Raw genomic sequence first — 22990 nt, forward strand, 5'->3', positions numbered from 1 at the left:
AAAGGCGAATCGCTGTGTTGCTTTCGGGATTCGGCTTCGGTCACATACGGAGGTATGCTCCCTTCAGACCTCACCCTCAGCGCCTTGCGCTTCATTCTTTCTGCAAAGTCAGGACAATCTTGTAAGCAAGATTGTGAGACTGTTGACTTTTGCAACAGTCTCATAGGTAGCAAAGCGTCAGTTCTCTCCACGCACGCTTTTTTGAAGCCTCAAGATAACAGTTAACCCTCATCGGAGAGCGGGCTGACTTAGTCGATGGCAGGGCTGATGCATTGTAAAAAATGAGCTCGTTTCAATTCCTACCTAGGAATTGCCCAAATTCCTCCGTAGATATTTTTGATTTGCTACCTAGGGAATAAAAAATTCTTCGGACTTATTTTTTGATTCCTCCGAAGTTTCATTTGATTCCTCCGAAGAATTTTTTATTTCCTAGGTAGGAATTGGGGGAATTCCTAGGTAGCTATTTGGCAAATTCCTAGGTAGGAATTCAATTCTTCGGGAGAAAGATGTAATCAGAGAGGATCCGTAGCCACTCTATAGTGATGCTCGAACTGCGTATCTCTAGTTATCGTCATGCGCAGCTTCTAGACGGCAGGTTATCAGGCATCAGCCCTGGCTAACTTAGTCGGGGAGCCTATTTGTATCGCTTATTTTGCTAACTTTGTCGCCAGAGCAGTAACAGCAGCAATCAAACCATAAGCTTAAATCATGGCAGTAGAAATCAGACAAATAGATGGACGCAAGGAGCTGAAGAAGTTTGTTGAGTTCAACCTTGAGCTGTACAAAAACAATCCCTATCACGTCCCTGGCATCATCAAGGATGAGATAGACCTACTGGATAAGGACAAGAATCCCTCCTTCGATGTATGTGAGGCTGCCTACTTTCTGGCCTACAAGGATGGCAAGATCGTAGGGCGCATCGCGGGTATCATCAACCATAAGGCAAACGAGACGTGGAATCAAAACTACGCACGCTTTGGTTTCGTTGACTTCATCAATGATGACGAGGTGGTCGACAAGCTCTTTGAGACTGTCGAGCAGTGGGGTCGTAACAAGGGCATGGACTACATACACGGGCCGATGTCCTTCACCGATATGGATCAGGAGGCGATGCTCGTGGAGGGCTTTGACCAGATGGGTACGACCGTAGGACTATACAACTACGCTTACTACCCCAAGCAGCTGGAGCGACTAGGCTATGCCAAGAGTACAGACTGGAAGGAGTACCTGATCAAGATCCCTAAGGAGATCCCTGAGAAGCATCAGCGCATTGCTAATCTGGTGAAGGAGAAGTATGGTCTCAAGGTGGTTAAGTACAAGAGCCGCAAGGAGATTATGTCTCACGCTGAAGAAATCTTTACCACGCTCAATAAGGCTTACGCACCGCTCTACGGCTTTAGCGAGTTGTCGTCCGCACAGATGGAGTACTATGCCAAAGCCTACCTACCATTACTACGTCTAGACTTCTTTACCGCTATCGTCCGAGAGCGTGACCAGCAGATGATTGCCTTCGCTATCACGATGCCCAACCTGAGCAAGGCGATGCGCGCTGCCAAAGGACGGCTCTACCCCTTTGGCTTCATACCTCTACTGAATGCGCTCAAGACCCCGCCCAAGGTGGTCGACCTCTACCTCATAGGTATACTCCCTGAGTATCAAAACAAGGGAATCAATGCGCTGATCTTTGCTGACCTGATACCGATCTACAACAAGCTAGGTGTCGAAACCGCTGAGAGCAATCCTGAACTGGAGACTAATATGGCGGTACAGCTGCAGTGGAGCTACTTCGAGCGTAAGCACCACAAGACGCGCCGTGTCTTCATCAAGGAGCTCTAATCTCTTCCTTTACTTACCCTCACCTTCATGCCGACACAAGAACCACTAAATAACCCAGACCTGCTATCCCCCAGCGCAGTAGCGGGGTACACCGAGGAGGACTTTCGGACGCTCTCCTGGAGCGAGCATATCCGCAAGCGTCCTGGTATGTATATCGGTAAGCTCGGTGATGGTACGCAGGCGGACGACGGTATCTACATCCTCATCAAGGAGGTGATAGACAACTCCATCGATGAGTTTGTCATGGGTGTGGGTAGTGAGATACGCATCACGATAGAGAGCGAGACAAACGAGGTGCAGATACGAGACTACGGTCGAGGCATCCCGCTCGGTAAGCTCGTTGATGCGACCTCTAAGATGAATACGGGCGCCAAGATCGACTCGCAAGCCTTCAAGAAGTCGGTCGGTCTAAACGGTGTCGGTCTCAAAGCGGTCAATGCGCTCTCCTCGACCTTTACCGTCCAGAGCTGGCGCGAGGGGGAGACCTCTTCAGTCACCTACGAGCGGGCTGAGATGGTCGCTCATACACCAGCGGAGCCATGGGAGGACAAGGAGGAGCACGGCACATTGGTCTCCTTTACGCCAGACGCTGAGGTCTTTCGCAACTCACACTACGACCTCCGCCATGTGGAGGCGCTCGTGCGCAACTACTGCTACCTCAACACGGGGCTGACACTCTACCTCAACGATAAGAAATATGTAAGCCGTCACGGGCTACAGGACTTCCTCTCAGACACCATCACGGGCGATCCGCTCTACCCAATCATACGTCTCACGGGACCCGACATAGAGGTCGCTATCACACACATTGAGCAGTACGGGGAGGAGTTTTACAGCTTTGTCAATGGTCAGTACACCACACAAGGAGGTACCCACTTGACAGCCTTTCGCGAGCAGGTGGCTCGTGTGATCAAGGAGTTTTCGGGCAAGGGCTTTGAGTACGGGGACATTCGCTCTGGCATGGCGGCGGCGATCAGCATTCGCATCATCGAGCCTGAGTTCGAGAGTCAGACGAAGATCAAGCTTGGCTCCAAGGAGATGGTGCCCCAAGACCCGATGTTTGAGCATGAACCGTTGCGGGGCGTGACGGTACAGAAGTTTGTCGGCGACTTCCTCAAGGAGAAGCTCGACAACTACCTCCACATGCACCCCGAGATCTCCGAAGTGATGCTCCAGACGATCCAAGCCAACGAGCGTGAGCGCAAAGCGATGAGTGGCGTGACCAAGCTGGCGCGTGAGCGTGCTAAGAAGGCTAGCCTGCACAATAAGAAGCTACGTGACTGCACCGAGCACTACAACGATCCGAAGGCTAAGAACCCCGAGCTGACCAGTATCTTTATCACGGAGGGTAACTCGGCTAGTGGATCGATCACGCAGAGCCGAGATGCGCGCTACCAAGCGGTCTTTAGCTTGCGAGGCAAACCGCTCAACAGCTACGGGCTGAGCAAGAAGGTGGTCTATGAGAACGAAGAGTTTAACCTCCTTCAGGCTGCGCTCAACATCGAGGACGGCCTCGACGGCTTGCGCTATAACCGTGTGATCATCGCTACCGATGCCGATGATGACGGTATGCACATACGACTCCTGACGCTGACCTTCTTCTTGCAGTTCTTTCCCGAGCTGGTGCGGCGTGGGCACGTCTACATATTGGAGACACCGCTCTACCGTGTCTCGCTCCCAGCCAAGCGTAAGAAGAGTATCACGGCACGTGTTGCCTCAGCGGGTAAGAAGAAGGGCGGCAAGAAAGCGGCCATCGAGCCAGCGTCTGAGGCGGAGACCTCAGCCTACTGCTACAGTGACCAGGAGCTCAATGCGGCTGTCGAGCGGATGGGAGCTTCGGCTCAGATCACCCGCTTCAAGGGTTTGGGAGAGATCAGCGCCAATGAGTTTAAGGAGCTGATCACGGAGGAAAACATCAAGCTCCGTCAGGTGTCGCTCCGCAAGGAGGACAATCTCAAGCGAATGCTCCACTTCTACATGGGCAAGAACACGCCCGACCGTCAAGACTTTATCATAGACAACCTAGTCATCGACGAGGAGATCGTCTAAGTCTCCCCAGCTAGCTTAGCAGACAGATATGAAGCGTATCGGATTCTTTGCGGGTTCCTTTGACCCCTTTACACTAGGGCATGCGGACATTGTGGCACGTGCTCTCAAGATCTTCGACGAGGTGGTCATAGGTATCGGCACGCACCCAACGAAAAAGCCGTTCTTCAGCTCTGAGCAGCGCGCTCTACAGATAGAGACCGTCTATGCGCAGGAGCCTCGTGTCCGTGTCGTGAGCTATAGCGGTATGACTATCGAGGCGGCGAAGCAGTGTGGCGCACAGTTTCTCATACGTGGCGTACGCTCCACGAGCGACTTCGAGTACGAGCAGAGTATCTCTCAGATCAATGACCATCTGAACGGACCTATGACCGTACTCCTCTTTGGAGCGCAAGGGCTGCTCCACATCTCTAGCTCTATGGTACGGGAGCTCCTGAGCTGGAATCTAGATGTGTCTGACTACGTACCCAGTGGCATGCCTTTGACTTTTGACTAATTAGCTATCTCCTATCCTCTCACTATGCGACAATCAGCTGACATCAATCATATCTACGACCTACTCCTCCAGAGCGACGGTATCTGCACTGACACGAGACATCTGCGTCCCGACTCGCTCTTCGTATCGCTACGAGGAGCCCACTTCGATGGCAATCGCTTCGCTGCAGATGCCCTCAAGCAGGGCTGCAAGTATGCTCTCGTTGACGACCTTAGCTATATAGATGAGGTCGAGGAAGCCGACCTTCGGGAGAGGCTCATCTACTACAAGGACGGAGGCTTTGAGGCGCTCCACGAGCTGGCGCTCCTTCATAGGGCGAAGTCCGAGGCGACCTTCATAGCGATCACGGGGACCAATGGCAAGACGACCACCAAGGAGCTGGTCGCTGCGGTCTTGTCCGCCAAGTATCGGGTGCATGCTACGCAGGGGAACTACAACAACGAGATAGGCGTCCCGCTTACCCTGCTACAAGTTCGCCCCGAGCATCAGTTTGTCATCGTCGAGCTCGGCGCTTCGCACATCGGAGACATAGCTTCGCTCTGCAAGCTGGCTCAGCCGCAGTACGGCATCATTACGAATGTAGGGCGGGCTCATCTCTCAGGCTTTGGCACGCCCGAGGGAGTGGTCAAGGCTAAGAGCGAGCTGTACGCTTATCTGCGAGAGCACGGCGGACAAGCCTTCTGCAATGGCGAGGACAAGACGCTCATCAGCAACCTCAATGGACTGCCCACGGTCTACTACAACGGCACCTCTTCCCCACGCATCACGGGCTCCGTACTCCCCACCGATGAGTCCGGACTGCTAAAGATAGAGTGGCGTGACCAGGAGACTGGTGAGAGCTATCAGCTAGCGACAAAGTTAGTCGGCGACTACAACCTCAACAACATACTCGCAGCCATCACCGTGGGACTACACTTCGGCTTAGATCCGAAGACGATCAATGAGGCTGTGACCAATTACCAGCCACACAATGAGCGGTCACAAGTCCTTCCCCCGACAGCGCAAGGCAACCGCGTCATCCTCGACTGCTACAACGCCAATCCCTCCAGCATGGAGGTGGCGCTCAGCAGCTACTTCACGATGGACTCGCAGGGGCTCAACCGCATGCTCATCCTCGGCGACATGAACGAGCTCGGAGACGCTGCCGAGAGCGAGCATATCACCGTCATCAGACAGATACAGAGCTATCTCCTGCGCTATCCTAAGATGGTCACTTACTTCTGCGGGCCCAACTTCTTTGCTCTGCAGGCTCGCTACGGGAGCGAGCACTTCATCTTCTTCCCCTCAGCAACCGCTCTCAAGCAATACTTCACCAGACACCAACCGCAGCACAGCTTTATCCTGATCAAAGGCTCTAACTCGCACCATCTCTCGTCTATTGCGGAGCTATGCTAAAGAATCGGCAGCAACAGCAACTAGAGCAGCGCCAGACCCTCACCGCCCGGCAGATACAGCAGATACAACTGCTGGAACTACCTGTCACCGAGCTGGAGCAGCGCATCAGTGCTGAGATCGAGCGCAACCCCGCCCTCGAAGAGGCTTACACCGCTCGTGACGATTCCAATGAAAGCAACGCAACCAACGAGCAAGTCGACTCTTCCCTAAGCCAATCTGACCAAGATCGGCTCGAAGCGCGCAACGAGTTCGGCAATGACGACGAGATCCCAGCTTATCGGCTGAGGATGATCGCCGAGAGAGAGCAGCAGCGCGAGGAGATACCCTTTGCCGCTCACGGACTCTCCCTCACGGACTACCTCGACAACCAACTCTCCACCCTAGAGCTCACCGAGCGGCAGCAGTTGCTCGTACCTTATATAGTAGGCAACCTCCGTGAGGACGGTTACCTAGACCGCTCGCTCCCGCTCATCGCTCAGGATCTACTCCTCAAAGAGGGCATCGACGCCTCCGAGCAGGAGCTCGCCGAGCTACTCCAGATCATTCAGAGCTTAGACCCTCCAGGCGTAGGAGCTAGGACGCTACAAGAGTGCTTACTACTGCAGCTGCACCGCATGGAGCAGAGCGAGACCGTGGTCAATGCGGAGAAGATCGTCTCTAGCTACTTCGATGACTTTGCTTACAAACGGTTCGAGCGACTCACCAAGCGAGGCTTTGATCAAAAGCAGCTCGAGGCCGTGTCGTCGCTCATTCACCAGCTCTCGCCCAAACCCGGCAACGGCTTTGACTCCTCTGCAGAGACCCTCCTTTCGAAAGTCACACCCGACTTCATTATCACCGAGCATGAAGGCGAGCTCACCCTGACCCTCACCGACCAGCGCGAGATACCCGCCCTCACCGTGTCGCCAAGCTACAAGCAGATGATCGCCGACTACCGTGATGCCTCAACCAGCGAGCGAGCCAAGCTCAAGGAGACAATCCAGTACACCCGCGACCGAGTCAAGGACGCCGAGTGGTTCATCTCCGCTCTGCAGCAGCGTTACGACACCCTCCGCACGACCATGACCATCATCATGACATTGCAGCGAGACTTCTTCCTCTCAGGCGACATCGTAGACTTGCGCCCCATGATCCTCAAGGACGTTGCCGAGCTAGCCCGACTAGACATCAGCACCATCTCACGTGTCAGCAATAGCAAGTACGTGCAGTGCCAGTGGGGCATCTACCCCGTCAAGTTCTTCTTTAGCGAAAGCATGCAGGCAAAGGACGGTAGCGATGTCTCCACCAAAGTGATCAAAGATTGCCTCAAGCAAATCATTGATGGGGAAGATCCACGCCAGCCACTCACAGACGACCAACTCACAGAGGAGCTCTCACGCCAGGGCTATGACATAGCGCGCCGCACCACGGCTAAGTATCGACAGCAACTCGGGCTCCCCACAGCTCGCTTGCGTCGCAAGCTGACTAAGTAACTCAATCATGCCAGTCAAGCGTAGCTACCGTCTCCTGCTCTGGAGCTTCCTGTGCCTCCTCCCCACCCTGCTCCCCGCACAGATCATCAGCACCACCACCATCTCGGGCATTCTATACGACCGAGAGACCGGAGAGCCGATCCCCTACGCCACCATCTCCACCGAGACACGCCAGAGCGTCACCGGAACCGCCAGTAATGACAAGGGCGCCTTCACCATCAAGCTACAGCAAGAGCTCATCGCCACAGACTCCATCGCACTACAGATCAATTGTTTGGGCTACGAAGGTTGCACACTGCTCTTGGACAAATACCAAGATCACGAACTAGGTCGCATCCCCCTCTTCCGAAAAGAAACGGTCATGGAGACGGTCGTCGTCAAGCCCAAGAAAGAGCGTTACCGACGCAAGGGCAATCCCGCCGTAACCATCATGCGACAGGTGATGCAGCACAAAGAGCGCAACCATCTATCCGCCCTACCAGACTACTCCTACCAGCTCTACCAGAAGACCCTCCTCGCTCAGGGCGACATCACACGAGGCAAAGGCTACTGGGGCATCCCCAAGTGGCGTATGAAGAGCTTCGTCGACAGCTCTGCTCTCGCCAGGACACCCATCCTCCCCTTCTCCCTACGTGAGCGACACATCGTCTACGCACAGCAAGGCGGGCACCCAGAGAACCCGCTACTCCTCGGCACACGACACAGTGGGGTCGAACAGATTGTCGACGAGGGACTGCTATCAAGCAATATAGATGCCCTCCTCGCTCCCGTAGACATCTACGACAACGATCTGCCACTTCTCTCCAAAGAGATCATCGGTCCCCTGCACTCTCAGCTCGGCATCACCTTCTACAAGTACTATCTCCTAGACACCATCCCAGACGCCTCGGGCAATCCCTGCTATCAGATACAGTTCGTACCGATCGAGATGCGTGACGCAGGCTTTTCGGGTACGCTACTGGTAGACACCGTGGACTACAGCATCCACCGAGTAGAGATGCGCCTCCCCACCACAGCCAACGTCAACTGGGTAGACCGCCTAGAGATTACCATCGACTACGCCCCGCAGAGCATCACACGATCAGACGGACGGCCCGACACCCTATGGCTCCCCGAGCGACAGCGCCTTGATGCACTCTTTCGCGTATCCAAGCGACTAGACATCTCAGCCTTAGCTCGCGTCACCTCCATCTACAGCCACTACAATACAGGCGCCACAGCGCTACGACCGGAGGTACTCGACCCTCGTCTCCTCCTCCCCGCCGACACGCTCCAGCAACTCATGACACGCGTCATCGACGACTACGGTCTGGTCATTCGCCCCGAGCCGATCGACTCCACCGAGCAGCGCGCCACACGGCTTGTCGACTATATCCTCCACGACCCTGGGTACAAGTTCTTTTCGCTATGCGCCAGGATGGCTTCCGTAGGCTTTATCCCGATACCCGCTGAGCCACTACACCGTGAGCGTGTCTATGTAGATCTCGGTCCCCTAGAGACCCTCATCAGTGCCAACCTGATCGAGGGCGTACGGCTGCGCCTCGGGGGTATGACCACGGCCAGACTGCACAACCAGCTCTTTGCCGAGGGATATGTCACCTATGGCTTTAAGGACAAAAAGTGGAAGTACTACGCCCGACTCATCTATGCTACTAAGCCTAAGGAACTACATCCCCACAACTACCCACGAAACAACTTTGCGCTCTCCATACGCAACGACCTCTTCTTCCCAGGAGAAGAGAGTTACGGACTTTACAAAGATGGCATCGCCTCCATCTTTGGCACCTACACCATCACACGGCGCTACTATGGACTAGATATAAAGGCCTCGCACGAGATAGACTGGTCGCCTAGCCTCTACTCCAATATATGGGTCGACTACCAGCGCCAGCGACCCACAGGCACGCTCCACTACTATACGATCGATGACGAGGGCAAGCAGTACGAAGTCCACGAACTACGACAGACCGAGATCGGAGCCTCACTCAGCTGGACGCCTGGACGCACGCCCTACTCAGGCCGCAAGCCCGGCAGCATCGTATCGGCAGACATCTACAAGCCCTCCTTCACAATCACTGGATCGGTCTACCCACGAGGCCTATGGGGCAACGACCAGACCCACGGCGCGCTCCATCTAGCCTACAGCCAGAGACTGTATCTCAGCATATTTGGCGCACTCGACATAACCCTCCAGAGTGGAATCGCTCTAGGCAATACCCCGCAGTCACAGCTCTTCACGCCCTATGGCAATCGCGCTTGGCTACTCGTCCCCGACGCCTTCCAGACCATACAGCCACTAGAGTTCATCGCCGACAAATACCTTGACTTCAAGCTCCTCTATCGTATGGAGGGCTTGCTCTTCAACCGTATCCCGCTCGTCAAACGACTCGGACTGCGAGAGCTCGTCGGCATCCACGGCTACTGGGGCGACACATCGCCACGGCACATCACCCCGCGTCCTGGGCAAATCCTCCTCCCCACCTACGCCGAGCCTATGCGCAATGACCTACACCTAGAGCTATCGGCCGGGCTGAGCAACATCTTTAAGGTGCTCTCCGTCCAATACTTCTACCGCGTCACAGGCCGTGGGCTCCCCACACGTCAGCGCCACTCCGTCCGCCTCGGCATCTCTGTCTCCTTCTGACTCTCCGCTCAGCGCCGCTTAAACGACCGCTAAGTTTCCCTTAAGCAACCGCTAAATGAGGCTGTTGAATAGCTCAGCAATCTTCCTCGTTCAGGTCGTTTTTTCCCAGCGTCGTTCCAATTTCATCTGGGTTAAACTAGAGTTTTATACAGGAGAAACTTTGGACTCCTTCGAAGATATGTCGTTTTATGCCTGAACTGAAGTGAGAAACCTCTAGAAGAAAAACACGAAAAGCGCAACGAATAGGCGTCTTCCGCCCATCTAATCAACCAAATAGACGAGCATCGGACCATATTCCTCTAGAGATAGTTTTCAAAACGGTCAACTTTCGATTATACCACCAAAATAGATAGCACTAACTATAAGCGAGTTACGATTTTCTATCGGACAACTTATCAACAATTGAATGTTTTCTAGTTGATTTATTTGCCCACGTCAATTATTGGTTGTAATATTGCAAACGAAATCCGAGAAGCTCAGGGTCGTGACGTTCTTATAACGAAACCTCTCTAGCAGACTTAATCTTGTAACCCTTCATATATCTATTCAAGTGAAGCAAAAGACATATTCCTTTGATGAGGCTTATCAAGCCACATTGGACTACTTCGGCGGTGATGAGCTGGCCGCCAAGGTGTGGGTGACCAAGTACGCCCTCAAGGACAGCTACGGCAACATCTATGAGCAGACCCCTCGCGACATGCATCAGCGCATAGCTCGGGAGCTGGTCCGCATAGAGCACAACTACCCCAACCCGCTCTCTGAGAGTGAGCTGATGGATCTGATGGATCACTTCCGCTACATCGTGCCTCAGGGCAGCCCGATGACCGGAATCGGCAACAACTACCAGATCGCATCGCTCTCAAACTGCTTTGTCATCGGTCTAGATGGTGAGCCCGACTCGTACGGTGGCATCATCCGTATCGATGAGGAGCAGGTCCAGCTGATGAAGCGCCGTGGTGGCGTGGGGCACGATCTCTCGCACATACGTCCTAAGGGTTCGCCCGTCAAGAACTCTGCCCTCACCTCTACGGGCTTGGTTCCCTTTATGGAGCGCTACTCCAACTCCACTCGCGAGGTGGCGCAAGATGGTCGTCGTGGTGCGCTCATGCTCACAGTCTCGATCAATCACCCAGACAGCGAGTCCTTTATCGATGCTAAGATGACCGAGGGCAAGGTGACGGGTGCCAATGTATCGGTACGCATCGACGACGCCTTCATGCAGGCGGTCGTGGATGACAAAGAGTATGTGCAGACCTACCCCGTCCACTCGAAGGAGCCTAAGTTTACCCGCACCATTCAGGCGCGCCAGCTATGGGACAAGATCATCTACAACGCTTGGCGGAGCGCTGAGCCTGGGGTGCTCTTTTGGGACACGATCATCCGTGAGTCTGTGCCCGACTGCTACGCCGATCTAGGCTTTAAGACTATCTCGACCAATCCTTGCGGGGAGATACCTCTCTGTCCGTACGATAGTTGCCGTCTGCTGGCGATCAATCTCTACAGCTATGTGCGCAATCCCTTTACGGCAAAAGCTTCGTTTGACTTTGATCTCTTCCGTGAGCATGTTGCCAAGGCGCTCCGCATCATGGACGACATCATTGACCTAGAGGCGGAGAAGATCGATGCGATCCTCATGAAGATCGCCGCAGATACGGAGACCGAAGAGGTCAAAGCGGCTGAGCGTGAGTTGTGGCGCAAGATCAAGCGCAAGACCCTCCTCGGACGTCGTACGGGCGTCGGCATCACAGCCGAGGGCGATATGCTCGCTGCGATGGGCATGCGCTACGGCTCGGACGAGGCTATCAGCTTTGCAGAGGAGGTGCAGAAGACGCTTTGCCTATCAGCTTACGCTAGCTCAGTAGAGTTGGCTAAGGAGCGCGGAGCCTTTGACCTCTATGACACAGAGCGTGAGAAAGACAATCCTTTTATCCAGCGCATTGCCAAGGCTGATCCGAAGCTCTATGAGGAGATGAAGAAGTTCGGCCGTCGTAATATAGCGTTGCTGACCATCGCTCCTACAGGGTCGACGAGCCTTATGACGCAGACTTCGTCAGGTATCGAGCCAGTCTTTATGCCTGTCTACAAGCGCAGACGCAAGGTCAACCCCAATGATAAGAACGTCAAGGTGGACTACACGGACGAGACGGGCGATACCTTTGAGGAGTACACGGTCTACCACCACAACTTCCTCACCTGGATGAAAGCCAACGGCTACGACTCCGAGAAGAACTATTCGCACGAGGAGCTACAGGAGCTGGTCGCTAAGTCTCCCTACCACAAGGCTACTGCCAACGATGTGGACTGGGTAGCTAAGGTCAAGATGCAGGGACGCATACAGCAATGGGTGGATCACAGCATTAGCGTGACAATCAACCTCCCGTCCGACATCTCTCAGGAGATGGTGGCTACGCTTTACATTGAGGCGTGGAAGGCTGGTTGCAAGGGCTGTACCGTGTACCGTGAGGGCTCTCGCTCAGGTGTGCTCATCTCGGAGGAGCAGCAGAAGAAAGAGAAGCAAGCCAAGGCTGAGCAAGAGGCAGCTGCAGAGATTCCCGTAGAGCCCACGCCTATGTCTCAGGCTGTACACAAGCGCCCCAAGGTACTAGAGGCGGATATCGTGCGCTTTCAGAACAATAAGGAGAAGTGGATCGCCTTCGTCGGTCTACTGGACGGTAAGCCTTACGAGGTCTTCACTGGTATCGCTGACGATGACGAGGGTATCATGCTTCCAAAGAGCGTGACGAAAGGTAAGATCATCCGTAGCTACGACGAGGATGGCACGAAGCACTACGACTTCCAATTCCACAACAAGCGTGGCTTCAAGACTACGGTAGAGGGTCTGGACACGAAGTTCAACCCCGAGTACTGGAACTATGCGAAGCTCATCTCAGGCGTCCTGCGCTACCAGATGCCGATAGATCAGGTGATCAACTTGGTCCAAGGCATGGAGCTCAACGATGAGAGTATCAACACCTGGAAGAACGGTGTGGCTCGTGCTCTCAAGACTTATCTCCCGAGCGGTACAGCCGTATCTGCCGCCTGCTCTAACTGCGGACAGCATACGCTAGTCTATCAGGAGGGTTGCCTCATCTGCACCAACTGTGGCTCCTCAAAGTGTGGCTAGTCACAGATAAGCGCTAAACATCGGAAAACCCCACCATTGTACGACACAATGGTGGGGTTTTGTTTTGGGTTCTTACAGCTTTTGCTGGCAGAGGGAAAACGCGCGCTCCTTACATTCGCTCGATGCGATGGGTGAAGGGGACACCAGCACGGTGGAAGAGTCGTCCCACGGGACAGACCTTTTCGGTTAGCTCGAGACACTTCTCTAGTTCCTGATCCGTGGCGGTCGTCTTGACCCGTAGCGTGTAGTCGATCGCTTCCATCTCGCCCTCCGTGGTCTGTGCCTCAAGATCTATCTCTAGATGCTCGATGGTCAGGCGCTTCTTCTCGGCCATCGTGGTGAAGATCGTCGCGATGCAGCCATTGAGCGACATGGCGAGGAGCTCGAAGGCGGTAGGTCCCTGACCTGTACCGCCAGAAGCGACGGGGAGGTCGACGGTTACGCTGTTTCCTCGTTGATTATCAATTTGCGAGAGGTAAGCTCCCTGCTTGACTAAGTGCGTTTTCATATCGTTTACAGTGTTATTAAAGTGAGACTTCCTTAGGACTCAAAAGAGCATCTGCTCCTCAGCGACATACTCCGAGAGGGACTCACGAAGCATCCCGATGTATCGTCCACTAGCGTCATAATGATGTCGATAGAGTAGCTGGGTGGCTAGGAAGACTCCGCTCTGCGCTGCCTGGCACAGATAGCGGATAGCCTCCGTGCGACGAGCGGGTTGCAGCGGATCTATCAGGAGCATCCGCCCTACCTCGTAGCACGCCTCGGGGATGCCCGCCTCGGCGGCTCGCTCCCACAAGGAGACGACACGAGAGCTGTAGCAGTCTCCATCTTGGTGATACCACAGCTTACCGAGCAGATAGCACGCTTCGGGTGCATCTTGCCTCAAGGCTACCGTGAGCCAGTACTCCACCCGCTCCATCTGAGCGAAGAGCCCATCCTGTGCGTAAGCTCTCGCAAGTGCTATCTGAGCCTCCACGAGCCCCGCTTCGGCAGCCGTCTCTAAGTGATAGAGATACTGCTCGTGACTACGCACTACGCCCAAGCCTCTCTGATACATTTGCGCTAAGAGGAGATGAGACTTCGGATGCCCCAGCTGAATCGCCATACGCAAGTAGTCGCTCGCCTCTCGGTAGTTCTTCCTTAGTCCCATCTGCGGGCTCGTCAAGTGTAGTGCCAGAGCGTACAGATCCTCCACATTTCCCCGCAGGGCTACCCTCTGGCGCAGGTAGCGTCTCAGACAGTTTTGCGCAGTCCTGTCAGCGTGTGGCTGATAGAGCTTAACTAAGTAGTCAATCGCCGGGAGCGAGTCGTGACGAGCCGCACGATGTAGCCAGTGTAGCCCCTCTGTTTGCAGATACTCAAGATGATCGGTCGGATCCTCTAGCTCTTTCTGCAGAAGACTGTACAGCTTGCCCGATCTTCTCGTATCAACGACAAGGTCGAGCTGTTGCGTCATCAAGGCAAAGAGCTGCTCGCAGTCGATACCGCCAGCCACGGCACTGGTCGTCTGTGGCGAGAGTAGGTCTGAGCTAGACTCTTTGGGCTTAGAGGGCATGGATCAAGAGACGTAGAGGAGCAATCCCTTGAGATACTCCCCCTCTGGGTAAAAGATGTTGATCGGATGACAGGGACTTTGCCCCAAACGTTTGAGGATACGCACCTCTCGTCCCGCAAGCGTGGCGGCCGTCATCACCGCTAGGGTAAACTCCTCCATCGTGACGGCTTGCGAGCAGCTAAAGGTGAAGAGCAGTCCGCCATGGGCGATCGCTCTAAGTGCTGACTCGTTCAATCGGCGGTACCCTCCCAAACCTTGTTGCTTATGGTTGCGCTGCTTGACAAAAGCTGGTGGATCTAAGACGATCAGATCGTAGGCTCCTGGCTCGATCGCAGAAAGATAGTCGAAAGCATCAGCCACGACCGCCTCGTGCCTCTGGAGCGTTTCGGAGTCAGAAGAGAAGTTGATCGCCACACTCTCCTCGCAAAGTGAGATAGCTCGTGCAGAGCTGTCTATCGAGACGACGCGCTGGGCGCCCCCTCCGAGAGCATAGACGGAGAAGCCCCCCGAGTAGCAGCAGATGTTGAGGACATTGCGCCCCCGAGCGTACGACTCGACAAGACGTCTGTTGTCACGCTGGTCCACGAAGAAACCAGTCTTCTGTCCCCGCTCCCAGTCTGGCAGGAAGCTGTAGCCGTACTCCCGCACCGTCCGATCATAGTCTGCCGAGGGCGCCTTGCCTAGGTAGCCATTTGGCATAATCCAGTCGCTAGGTGTCTGCGCTGGGAGCGTCTCGACAGACTTGTCGTAGACGTAGTGCACGCCTAGCTCTGGGAGCTCGCACAGCACCTCAGCGATCAACTGACGTAGCGGGTAGAGGCTCAGCGCATGTATCTGTATCACAGCCACCTCTCGGTAGATGTCGATGACCAGCCCTGGTATGAAGTCGCTCTCACCATAGCATAGGCGCCAGCAGTTTGTCGGTCGCCCGTCTTGGCTCTGGAAGAGCGTCTTGCGAAGCTGAAGCGCTTGGCTCAGACGTGTAGTAAAGAAGGCACGCCACTCCCCTATCTCCTCCTCGCCAAAGGTCAGCATGCGGACGGCTATCGTCCCGCCCTCGTAAACGCCTTGCCCCAGTCGCTGCGAGCCATCGTGGTTGAGGATAGTCACTGTCGCGCCTAGCGGTATGCTCTCCTTGCTGCGCTGCAGTGCGCCCGAGAAGACCCATGGATGGTGTCTGAGGAGAGGCTCCTCACGGTGGGGCTTGAGGTATAACTGATACATAGGAGTGGTGGTAGATTGTGTAGCTCTTGTGGTAAAGTCCTAGGATGGTTGCTCGGGGCAGAGCCCGAAGTGGTGCAGTAGTGGCATTGGCTCCGACTCGAGACGATGATAAATGCGGAGACAAGCGTATGCGTCTAGCGCAGCGTAGCTTTGCTGTGCAGGCGTTAGCGTAGCCGCCTCCCAGTTGCTTAGCTGAGCACGCTTGCTAATCTTCTCACCGAAGAGTATCGCATAGATCTTTTGCAGGCCCAAGTCGTGGATGCCGTAAGCAGGTGTAAGACGCTGCAGGTCTACAAAGCCTTGTGGCTGTAGCTCTTTTGAAAACCTCCTCAGCTGTCTCCGATCTCCGCAAAGGTCTAGTCCCACCTTGAGTATATCCTCACGCTCCAGTAGCCCCTGCAGGCGTGGCGGGATGCCTATCTTGTTAATCCTAAAGAGGTAGCAGCAACTCTCGCTCGACAGCTGAATAAGCGCTACCGACTGACGCTCATACTTCTTAAAGACAGGCTTAGACTCTGTGTCCATACCGATTATAGCACATTGCTCTAGAGCTGCTACGGCGGGCTCCACTTGCGGGAGCGAGTCCACGACAACGATTTCACCTGTGAAGGTCGCTTTGGCTAGTTTGCCTATATCCTCTTTAGTAATTGATGACAGCACGATTGTTTACTCTTTATATATTGTATGCTTCTTGAGGCTCATCCTCCTCTAGCTCCTCGGCATGCTTGTGATAGTGTAGCACACGCAGGGCCGACAGGAGCGCATCGCCTAGGTATGTGTCAAAAGCGTATTGCAGTATCGCGAGCGTCGCGACGAGCAGCTCGCCAGCATCCTCTCTAAGCACCAGCAAAGGCGTACCCAGCTCACGGTAGATCAGTACCAAGAGCCGTGAGAGACGCTCAGGCTGTAGTTCGCCATCCTGCGTCACACCCACAGGGTAGTGGAGGAAGAGATCCAGCTCCTCCCCCAGTAGCGCACGCACCTGCTCCTCGTAGTAGCTCACCGTCTCATCCGAGATCATCTGCGTGTAGCCCGTGAGCCACTCCTCCAGCTCCTCCGTAGAGGTAGTCGGCATCTGCGATAAGTAGCTAAAGATCTCTGGCAGATAGCCGTAGGTACGCTTTACGAAGTCCGAACGACTATACTCAGACGCATGCTCTATGAGCGCACAGTAGTCCTTGCACAGCGTGAGGAAGGCGACTAGCTCCTGCGGATTGCTCTCGCTCGTTTGCTCCATATGCACTCTAACGGATCAAGACTTTACTTAGCAAAAGCACCTTCCTGGATCAGGTACTCCGCAATCTGAATGGCATTGAGCGCAGCCCCCTTCATAATCTGGTCAGCCACGCACCAGAAGGTGACACAGCCTGGCTCAGCGAGATCAGCTCTCAGACGTCCCACATAGACTGGCTCTTGCATAGAGCAGTGTAGAGGCATCGGGTAGCTACGCTTCGCAGGATCGTCCATCAGGAGTAGCCCCTTCTGATGAGACATCGCCTCGCGCACCGCCTCGACCGTGAGTGGCTCAGCACACTTCACCCAGATAGCCTCGCTGTGGGCACGCAGTACCGGGACACGCACGCAGGTGGCACTGACACGTATCTCATCGTCGTGCAGGATCTTGCAGGTCTCATTGTACATCTTCATCTCCTCCTTCGTATAGTCATTGTCCGTAAAGATGTCAATCTGCGGAATGAGATTATATAGGAGTTGATTGCCGAAAGCCTTCGTCTGCAGAGGTTTGCCCATCGCTTGGTCACGCACCTGCCCCTCCAGCTCGAGCATTGCATCGTGACCCGCACCGCTCGCAGCTTGGTAGGTAGCCACATGCACCCGCTCTATCGGGCTCAGCGCATGGATCGGAGCCAGCGCCACGATCATCTGGATCGTGCTGCAGTTCGGGTTAGCGATGATCCTCTTGGCTGGATGTAGCGCATCAGCACCGTTGACCTCAGGCACAACGAGCGGCACCTCGGGATCCATACGGAAGGCACTCGAATTGTCGATCATCAGAGCGCCATGCTTCGTGATCGTGCTGGCGAAGTCTAGCGCCGTCTGTCCCCCAGCAGAGACGAAGGCGATGTCAATATCCTTGAAGTCATCGTTTTGGGCCAGGAGCTTTATCTTGTACTCCTTACCACGGAAGGTTATCTCACTGCCCGCACTGCGAGACGAGCCAAAGAGTCTCAGCTCTTCAATTGGGAAGTCCCGATGCTCTAAGAGACGTAGGAACTCACGCCCCACGGCACCACTGGCACCTACTATAGCTATCTTCATATTATTCTCGTTCTGTAGAGTTAGAATTAAGGTCTATACGATTGTAAGCTCAGAGAGTCATCTCCAGCTCCAATGCAAAAGTACCCAATCTGCGCCAATCGGCAAAAAGTTTCCACCGCACCACACATCACCTCGAGGATAGGGTTTCATTTTTCGCAAAAAAGGCGGGTAGACGCTTTGATATATTCGAAAGTTATCGTACCTTTGTGGTGGCTTTGTGCTGAGAGTACTTTCATCCCTCGAGTAGGGACTCGGAGTCCTCAAGGCTTAAAAGGGAATCAGGTGAAACTCCTGAACAGTCCCGCTGCTGTAATCCTCGCAAAGCAGGCATCATAACCACTGCACCTCGTATAAGTTGGTGTGGGAAGGGATGTCTGTATGAGGTAAGTCAGAAGACCTGCAAGGCTTGAAGCGCTACGAGGTATAGCATAAGGAAATAACCGTCAACCTTCAGATCCTAGTCTGAGACTTCTATTCCCCCAGCTGTACGCTCCTCGCTACTCCTAGTCGAGCGCGACGGGAGATGTATGTTACAATGCGAGCGATGCATCTAGGCATCACACCACGATGAGTAGTGAATGGGACATCTTGAGTGCCTACCAGCTTTCTCGGCGAGAAGTAGCTGTGACACAACCTTCCGAGTCAAAAAAGCTTTGATCACAGTAATGCACCTAGGAGACTCTTTGGATGCTCATACGAGACTAGATAGGAGGACATTTACTTTAAAAATAGGGGAACGTTTTCGATAAAGTGATTGAGCAATGTCTTGCTACTACGATCTCCCTGAGTACCATAAAGGTATGCGTGCTACCCTAGCACCCGTGCCATACGAGATCTATTAGGTGTCTGATCGTCACTACAAGGGGAAGCATACAGCAGGCTCTCGTCTATGCCACTGTCCCTATATTATACTATGCTAGTGCGTGCGACCTAGACCAATCTGTGTCACCACGGAATCTGTGCAGAGCGACCACTGTACATACTTATCACTTGAGGAGCAGCTGTAGGTTCTAGTCAGTCTACCCAAGACTAGGTGATAGACCAATAGATCCTCTTGCCACCCCGAGCAAATCATGATGCGAGTCATAAGGAGACTGTTGCAAAAGTCAACAGTCTCACAATCTTGCTTGCAAGATTGTCTAGACTTTGCAGAAAGGATGAAGCGCAAGGCGCTGAGGGTGAGAGCTGAAGGGAGCATACCTCCGTATGTGACCGAAGCCGAATCCCGAAAGCAACACAGCGATTCGCCTTTATGCAACAGTCTCAGGGTGAGGCCACAACCTCACTCCGTAAAGCTGAGAGGATCCGCTACTAAGAGACAGGTATGGTGCGTACCACTGGTCACAGGTTAAGTGTGTGTTGAAAAAGACCAGCCACTACCACCCTACTCTCCCTCAAAGAGAGTCTCACCGTAGCCCACACCCCTCTTCAGATGAGCATCGTGGTCACTGTTCCGCTCTAGGAGAGTCCCGTTGACCAGCTCAACGGACTCTAGAAGAAGCTATGCCACACGCCATGTGACGGTATAGCGAACCAGAGCTTTCGAATGGTTGAAGTCCACACGCAGTACTATGAGTACTTGTCGTGTGGACTTCTCTTTTTAATACTGACGTGTAGCGACATGTAGGGACGCACGGCAAGTGTCGAGCCAGCCAAAACGAGTAACGATTTGTAGGGACGCACGGTCGTGCGTCCATCCCCGTTAAAACTACGATGCTGGAACCTTTGATGCAACAGACGACAACGGACGCCCTCCGACTAGACACTCACCGTGCATCCCTACACAGGGCTACTCGTATTGCGGTACTACAACGAACGACTGCATCTGCACGGAGCCCTCTACCACAACAAAAAAAGAGGATAATACCGCAAACCAGTACCATCCTCCCGTAGTGGAGCATATCGGACTTGAACCGATCACCTCGACACTGCCAGTGTCGCGCTCTAGCCAGATGAGCTAATGCCCCAAAAGTCCCAAAGAAAGTAAGACCTTTCCCACTCGGGATATCTAACGAACTGTGGCAAAGGTAATGAAAACTTTCCACTTAACCCAGGCTACTCAATTTTAGCAAGTCAGCGACAAGGCTGACGCATTATAATCAGCCGTCTAGAAGCTACACATGACGATAACTAGGGATACACGGTTCGACTATCGCTACAAAGTAGCTATGGCACCTCTCTGATTAGACCTTCCTCCCGAAGAATTAAATTCCTACCTAGGAATTTGTCGAATAGCTACCTAGGAATTTGCCCAATTCCTACCTAGGAAATAAAAAATTCTTCGGAGGAATCAAATGAAACTTCGGAGGAATCAAAAAATAAGTCCGAAGAATTTGCCATTTCCTAGGTAGCAAATCAGAAATATCTACGGAGGAATTTGGGAAATTCCTAGGTAGGAATTGAGACTAGCTCATTTTTACAATGCGTCACCCCTGTTCTGCACACGACAAGGCCGACTGCCTCTTCCTCGTTATTTCACAGAGAAAAAGAGTTTGTAAGTAGCCATCGGCATAAAGCCCTGCGTGTACATCGTCGAGTACTCACCATTATCGAAGAGGATAGACATAACGTTCTTACGGTTCGTCACATTCTGCAGGTCTACCGCCCACTCTTGAGTGATACGCTGACCTATCTGGCGAGCACCTATCTTTAAGTCTGCTCGGAGGTAATCCTTAGCTTGAAGAGCATTGACTTGTGTCTTGTCAAGCTCTATCTGACCACTCTGCTTATACAGATCCTCTCGTATTGGTGTGTAGCGGATGCCCCCCGCATAGGAGGCCTTGAGATCGGTAAAGAGCGCCCAGTGCTTCGGCAACTTCCACTCATATCCACCCGTTAGATTGACAAGGTATCGACCATCGAAGACCGTACTCCACCACTCTTTCTGAAATCCTGTCGTATAGGTCGAACTGTAGAGTGAAGCGTTGAAGAGGAGGTAGTAGTTATTGCTATAAAACTTCTCCACCGTAAGCTCTACACCGTAGTTTCTACCACGTCCCTTATTGACTAGATCGCTCTGACGCTCTATGTAGTTTTGCCCAGCGCCTCCTATCTCTAGGAGCGTCCATATAGAGTTCGGGTCATTGACCACAGGCACTTTGTATAGCTCTTGATAGTATCCCTCTATCTTAGCATGCCAGTTGGGTGCAAAAGCCCAGTCATAGTAGAGATCCACTTGCGCACTACGCGTAAAGTCAACCCGCTTATTGCGATATTCGATACCCTGCGGTGCATAGTAACGGATGAAGTAGAAGGAGCGAGGGAGCATCTGACTATACAGTCCCGCAGCAAGACCGATGGTATGAGAGCGAGTTGGCTGATACTGGAAGCCCATACGGGGCTCGATAGCATAGCGATCATTGATCGTAAGGTACATACTATGTAGTCCCAATGTGGCTGTCCAATAGTCTCCTAGGCGATGACGATACTGTCCATAGGCTCGGATCATGCCATAGAGCGGGCTCTCCTCAGCAATCGTCCGTACGCCTTGAGTAAACGTACTATCAGCCGTCTGCTCCAAGTAGCGTGCATCAAAGAGATCACCTCTGACTCCCGCCACGAGTAAGCCCTCCCGAGTAGGATGCCACGTAAGGTCTGAGTGTAGGGTCCACCTATTCTCCTGTGCAGCCTCCGACCACATGAGATGCCACTGAGGATCCTGCTTGCCTCCTCGGAGGTTCATCGTATCAACAGGCATACTGGTATCAGAGCGCACGAAGGAGAGCTGCGTACGGAGTGACGTACGGGAGGAAAACTGTACGCTGTGTGTCAGCCCTGCAATATAGACTGTAGAGTTGATTGCCAAGCGCTGTGCGAAGGAGAGCTTACTAAAGTCGTAATCGGCATATTCAAAATTGTCTCCCAGCTCATTTGTGGCAAAGTGTATGTGACTCTTACTAAATAGTCCGACGAAAGAGAGCGTATGCCCATGCCCTAGGTCGAAGTGGAGCTTCGTCGTGAAGTCTTGATAGCGTGGTACCACTGGCATCTTAAAGCCTAGAGCATGCACTATATCAGGGACTGAGTAGCGATAAGAAGCAAGGTAAGACGATTGACTCCCCTTACGCAGGTACCCCTCAGCCCCTAGCTCTAGTCCAGTAAAGCCTGACTGTAGCCAAAACTCATGTCGCTCAAGATTGCCACGGCGTAGACGCAAGTCAAAGATACCCGAGAGCGCATTGCCATAAGGAGCTGGCCAAGCACTCAGGTGAAAGTCCGAGTTGGTCAGCAGATTGGTATTTAGATAGCTTACCTGTCCTCCAGTCATACCGACACCTGTATTGAAGTGGTTGGGGTTGCTGATCTCGATACCATCTAGGATCCACTGCACCCCAGCGGGTGAATTACCTCGTATGATGATATCGTTGCGAGAGTCGTTGACAGGCATGATACCAGCGAAGCTACGCACCATACGAGCAGGGTCGCCTAAAGAAGCAGCAAAGCGATACGCCTCATCAACGCTAAAGCTACGCGCTCCAGCTAGGCTAAGCCTATTCGTAGGAGTACTCTTGTCATACGGAGCGGTCACAACCACAGCATCAAGCTTGGTATCTGACGGAGTCAAGGTTATATGCAGCACGCTCTGCTTGCCTGCGACAACGAGGAGATCTACCTCCTGAGACTCATAACCTACACAACTAATCTGCAGGGAGCAGCGACCTACAGGTAGCCGTAGAGAGAACTTCTGATCTGAGCCTGTCGTTGTCCCTACGAGTGGATCACTACCGACTAATACGATCGAAGCTCCAACGATCGTGTCATCAGGTACTGCGGAGATGACCTCTCCGCGCACCTCTTGTGTAAATGGCTCCTGAGCATTCAACCGAGCATTTAGATAAGCGGTAAATTCAAGGGTAATGATAAGTAAGACGAGCTTAGTAAGATGTTTCATACGAGTTTGAGAAGATTGATTTCACTC

15 protein-coding genes, 1 tRNA gene and 1 riboswitch are annotated in these 22990 nt (G+C 53.4%); of the genes, 7 read left to right on the forward strand and 9 right to left on the reverse strand.

What is annotated here, in order from left to right; genetic code table 11:
- Positions 1-708: 708 nt before the first annotated feature.
- From L215_RS0107115 to L215_RS0107145, 7 genes are all read left to right on the forward strand, one after another.
- Positions 709-1836 (forward strand): protein-tyrosine phosphatase family protein, encoded by a 1128-nt coding sequence (locus L215_RS0107115; protein WP_025882750.1) that lies wholly within the window; start codon positions 709-711, stop codon positions 1834-1836.
- Positions 1837-1863: 27 nt separating this feature from the next.
- Positions 1864-3885 carry a toprim domain-containing protein gene (locus L215_RS0107120; protein WP_036871656.1) on the forward strand — a complete coding sequence of 674 codons (2022 nt, stop codon included), beginning with the start codon at positions 1864-1866 and terminating at the stop codon, positions 3883-3885.
- A gap of 28 nt (positions 3886-3913) precedes the next feature.
- Positions 3914-4378, forward strand: coding sequence for a pantetheine-phosphate adenylyltransferase (gene coaD / locus L215_RS0107125; protein WP_027451553.1), 465 nt, complete (start codon positions 3914-3916; stop codon positions 4376-4378).
- Between the two features lie 24 nt (positions 4379-4402).
- The gene (locus tag L215_RS0107130; protein WP_025882755.1) at positions 4403-5773 is read left to right on the forward strand and encodes a UDP-N-acetylmuramoyl-tripeptide--D-alanyl-D-alanine ligase; all 1371 of its coding nucleotides are present in this window, start codon (positions 4403-4405) and stop codon (positions 5771-5773) included.
- Positions 5767-7245 (forward strand): RNA polymerase factor sigma-54, encoded by a 1479-nt coding sequence (gene rpoN, locus L215_RS0107135; RefSeq protein WP_027451554.1) that lies wholly within the window; start codon positions 5767-5769, stop codon positions 7243-7245. The genes L215_RS0107130 and rpoN overlap by 7 nt, the downstream gene beginning before the upstream one ends.
- Positions 7246-7252: 7 nt before the next feature.
- A complete protein-coding gene (locus L215_RS0107140; RefSeq protein WP_027451555.1) occupies positions 7253-9889 on the forward strand; it encodes a DUF5686 family protein in 2637 nt (878 codons plus the stop codon).
- 550 nt (positions 9890-10439) lie between these two features.
- Complete coding sequence (locus L215_RS0107145; protein WP_025882756.1) at positions 10440-13013, forward strand: adenosylcobalamin-dependent ribonucleoside-diphosphate reductase; 2574 nt, start codon at positions 10440-10442, stop codon at positions 13011-13013.
- A gap of 109 nt (positions 13014-13122) precedes the next feature.
- Here the strand turns inward: L215_RS0107145 and L215_RS0107150 are convergent, their stop codons facing one another.
- From L215_RS0107150 to L215_RS0107195, 9 genes are all read right to left on the reverse strand, one after another.
- Positions 13123-13521, reverse strand: coding sequence for an OsmC family protein (locus L215_RS0107150; RefSeq protein WP_025882758.1), 399 nt, complete (start codon positions 13519-13521; stop codon positions 13123-13125).
- A gap of 39 nt (positions 13522-13560) precedes the next feature.
- Complete coding sequence (locus tag L215_RS0107155) at positions 13561-14571, reverse strand: tetratricopeptide repeat protein (protein ID WP_025882759.1); 1011 nt, start codon at positions 14569-14571, stop codon at positions 13561-13563.
- 3 nt (positions 14572-14574) lie between these two features.
- Complete coding sequence (locus L215_RS0107160) at positions 14575-15795, reverse strand: class I SAM-dependent rRNA methyltransferase (protein WP_025882760.1); 1221 nt, start codon at positions 15793-15795, stop codon at positions 14575-14577.
- 39 nt (positions 15796-15834) lie between these two features.
- Positions 15835-16455: a 3'-5' exonuclease gene (locus L215_RS0107165; RefSeq protein WP_025882762.1), complete on the reverse strand. Its 621-nt coding sequence runs from the start codon at positions 16453-16455 to the stop codon at positions 15835-15837.
- 13 nt (positions 16456-16468) lie between these two features.
- Positions 16469-17032, reverse strand: coding sequence for a DUF5063 domain-containing protein (locus L215_RS0107170; protein ID WP_025882763.1), 564 nt, complete (start codon positions 17030-17032; stop codon positions 16469-16471).
- Between the two features lie 23 nt (positions 17033-17055).
- Positions 17056-18072, reverse strand: coding sequence for an aspartate-semialdehyde dehydrogenase (locus tag L215_RS0107175; protein WP_025882765.1), 1017 nt, complete (start codon positions 18070-18072; stop codon positions 17056-17058).
- A 224-nt stretch (positions 18073-18296) separates the two neighbouring features.
- A riboswitch (cobalamin riboswitch) is annotated at positions 18297-18489 on the forward strand.
- A 499-nt stretch (positions 18490-18988) separates the two neighbouring features.
- Positions 18989-19159 (reverse strand): hypothetical protein, encoded by a 171-nt coding sequence (locus tag L215_RS10275; RefSeq protein ID WP_211247123.1) that lies wholly within the window; start codon positions 19157-19159, stop codon positions 18989-18991.
- Positions 19160-19965: 806 nt separating this feature from the next.
- Positions 19966-20039 (reverse strand) — tRNA-Ala (locus tag L215_RS0107190).
- Positions 20040-20542: 503 nt separating this feature from the next.
- Complete coding sequence (locus L215_RS0107195; RefSeq protein ID WP_027451556.1) at positions 20543-22963, reverse strand: TonB-dependent receptor; 2421 nt, start codon at positions 22961-22963, stop codon at positions 20543-20545.
- Positions 22964-22990 lie beyond the last annotated feature (27 nt).

The sequence above is a fragment of the Porphyromonas uenonis DSM 23387 = JCM 13868 genome, assembly GCF_000482365.1.
In the GTDB taxonomy this organism is placed as follows: Bacteria; Bacteroidota; Bacteroidia; order Bacteroidales; family Porphyromonadaceae; genus Porphyromonas; species Porphyromonas uenonis.

What these genes read in the sequence shown, in the direction of transcription:
- L215_RS0107115 (WP_025882750.1), top strand. Translation starts at nt 709, where the DNA reads ATGGCAGTAGAAATCAGACAAATAGATGGACGCAAGGAGCTGAAGAAG.
- L215_RS0107120 (WP_036871656.1), top strand. Translation starts at nt 1,864, where the DNA reads ATGCCGACACAAGAACCACTAAATAACCCAGACCTGCTATCCCCCAGC.
- coaD (WP_027451553.1), top strand. Translation starts at nt 3,914, where the DNA reads ATGAAGCGTATCGGATTCTTTGCGGGTTCCTTTGACCCCTTTACACTA.
- L215_RS0107130 (WP_025882755.1), top strand. Translation starts at nt 4,403, where the DNA reads ATGCGACAATCAGCTGACATCAATCATATCTACGACCTACTCCTCCAG.
- rpoN (WP_027451554.1), top strand. Translation starts at nt 5,767, where the DNA reads ATGCTAAAGAATCGGCAGCAACAGCAACTAGAGCAGCGCCAGACCCTC.
- L215_RS0107140 (WP_027451555.1), top strand. Translation starts at nt 7,253, where the DNA reads ATGCCAGTCAAGCGTAGCTACCGTCTCCTGCTCTGGAGCTTCCTGTGC.
- L215_RS0107150 (WP_025882758.1), bottom strand. Translation starts at nt 13,521, where the DNA reads ATGAAAACGCACTTAGTCAAGCAGGGAGCTTACCTCTCGCAAATTGAT.
- L215_RS0107155 (WP_025882759.1), bottom strand. Translation starts at nt 14,571, where the DNA reads ATGCCCTCTAAGCCCAAAGAGTCTAGCTCAGACCTACTCTCGCCACAG.
- L215_RS0107160 (WP_025882760.1), bottom strand. Translation starts at nt 15,795, where the DNA reads ATGTATCAGTTATACCTCAAGCCCCACCGTGAGGAGCCTCTCCTCAGA.
- L215_RS0107170 (WP_025882763.1), bottom strand. Translation starts at nt 17,032, where the DNA reads ATGGAGCAAACGAGCGAGAGCAATCCGCAGGAGCTAGTCGCCTTCCTC.
- L215_RS0107175 (WP_025882765.1), bottom strand. Translation starts at nt 18,072, where the DNA reads ATGAAGATAGCTATAGTAGGTGCCAGTGGTGCCGTGGGGCGTGAGTTC.
- L215_RS10275 (WP_211247123.1), bottom strand. Translation starts at nt 19,159, where the DNA reads ATGACTCGCATCATGATTTGCTCGGGGTGGCAAGAGGATCTATTGGTC.
- L215_RS0107195 (WP_027451556.1), bottom strand. Translation starts at nt 22,963, where the DNA reads ATGAAACATCTTACTAAGCTCGTCTTACTTATCATTACCCTTGAATTT.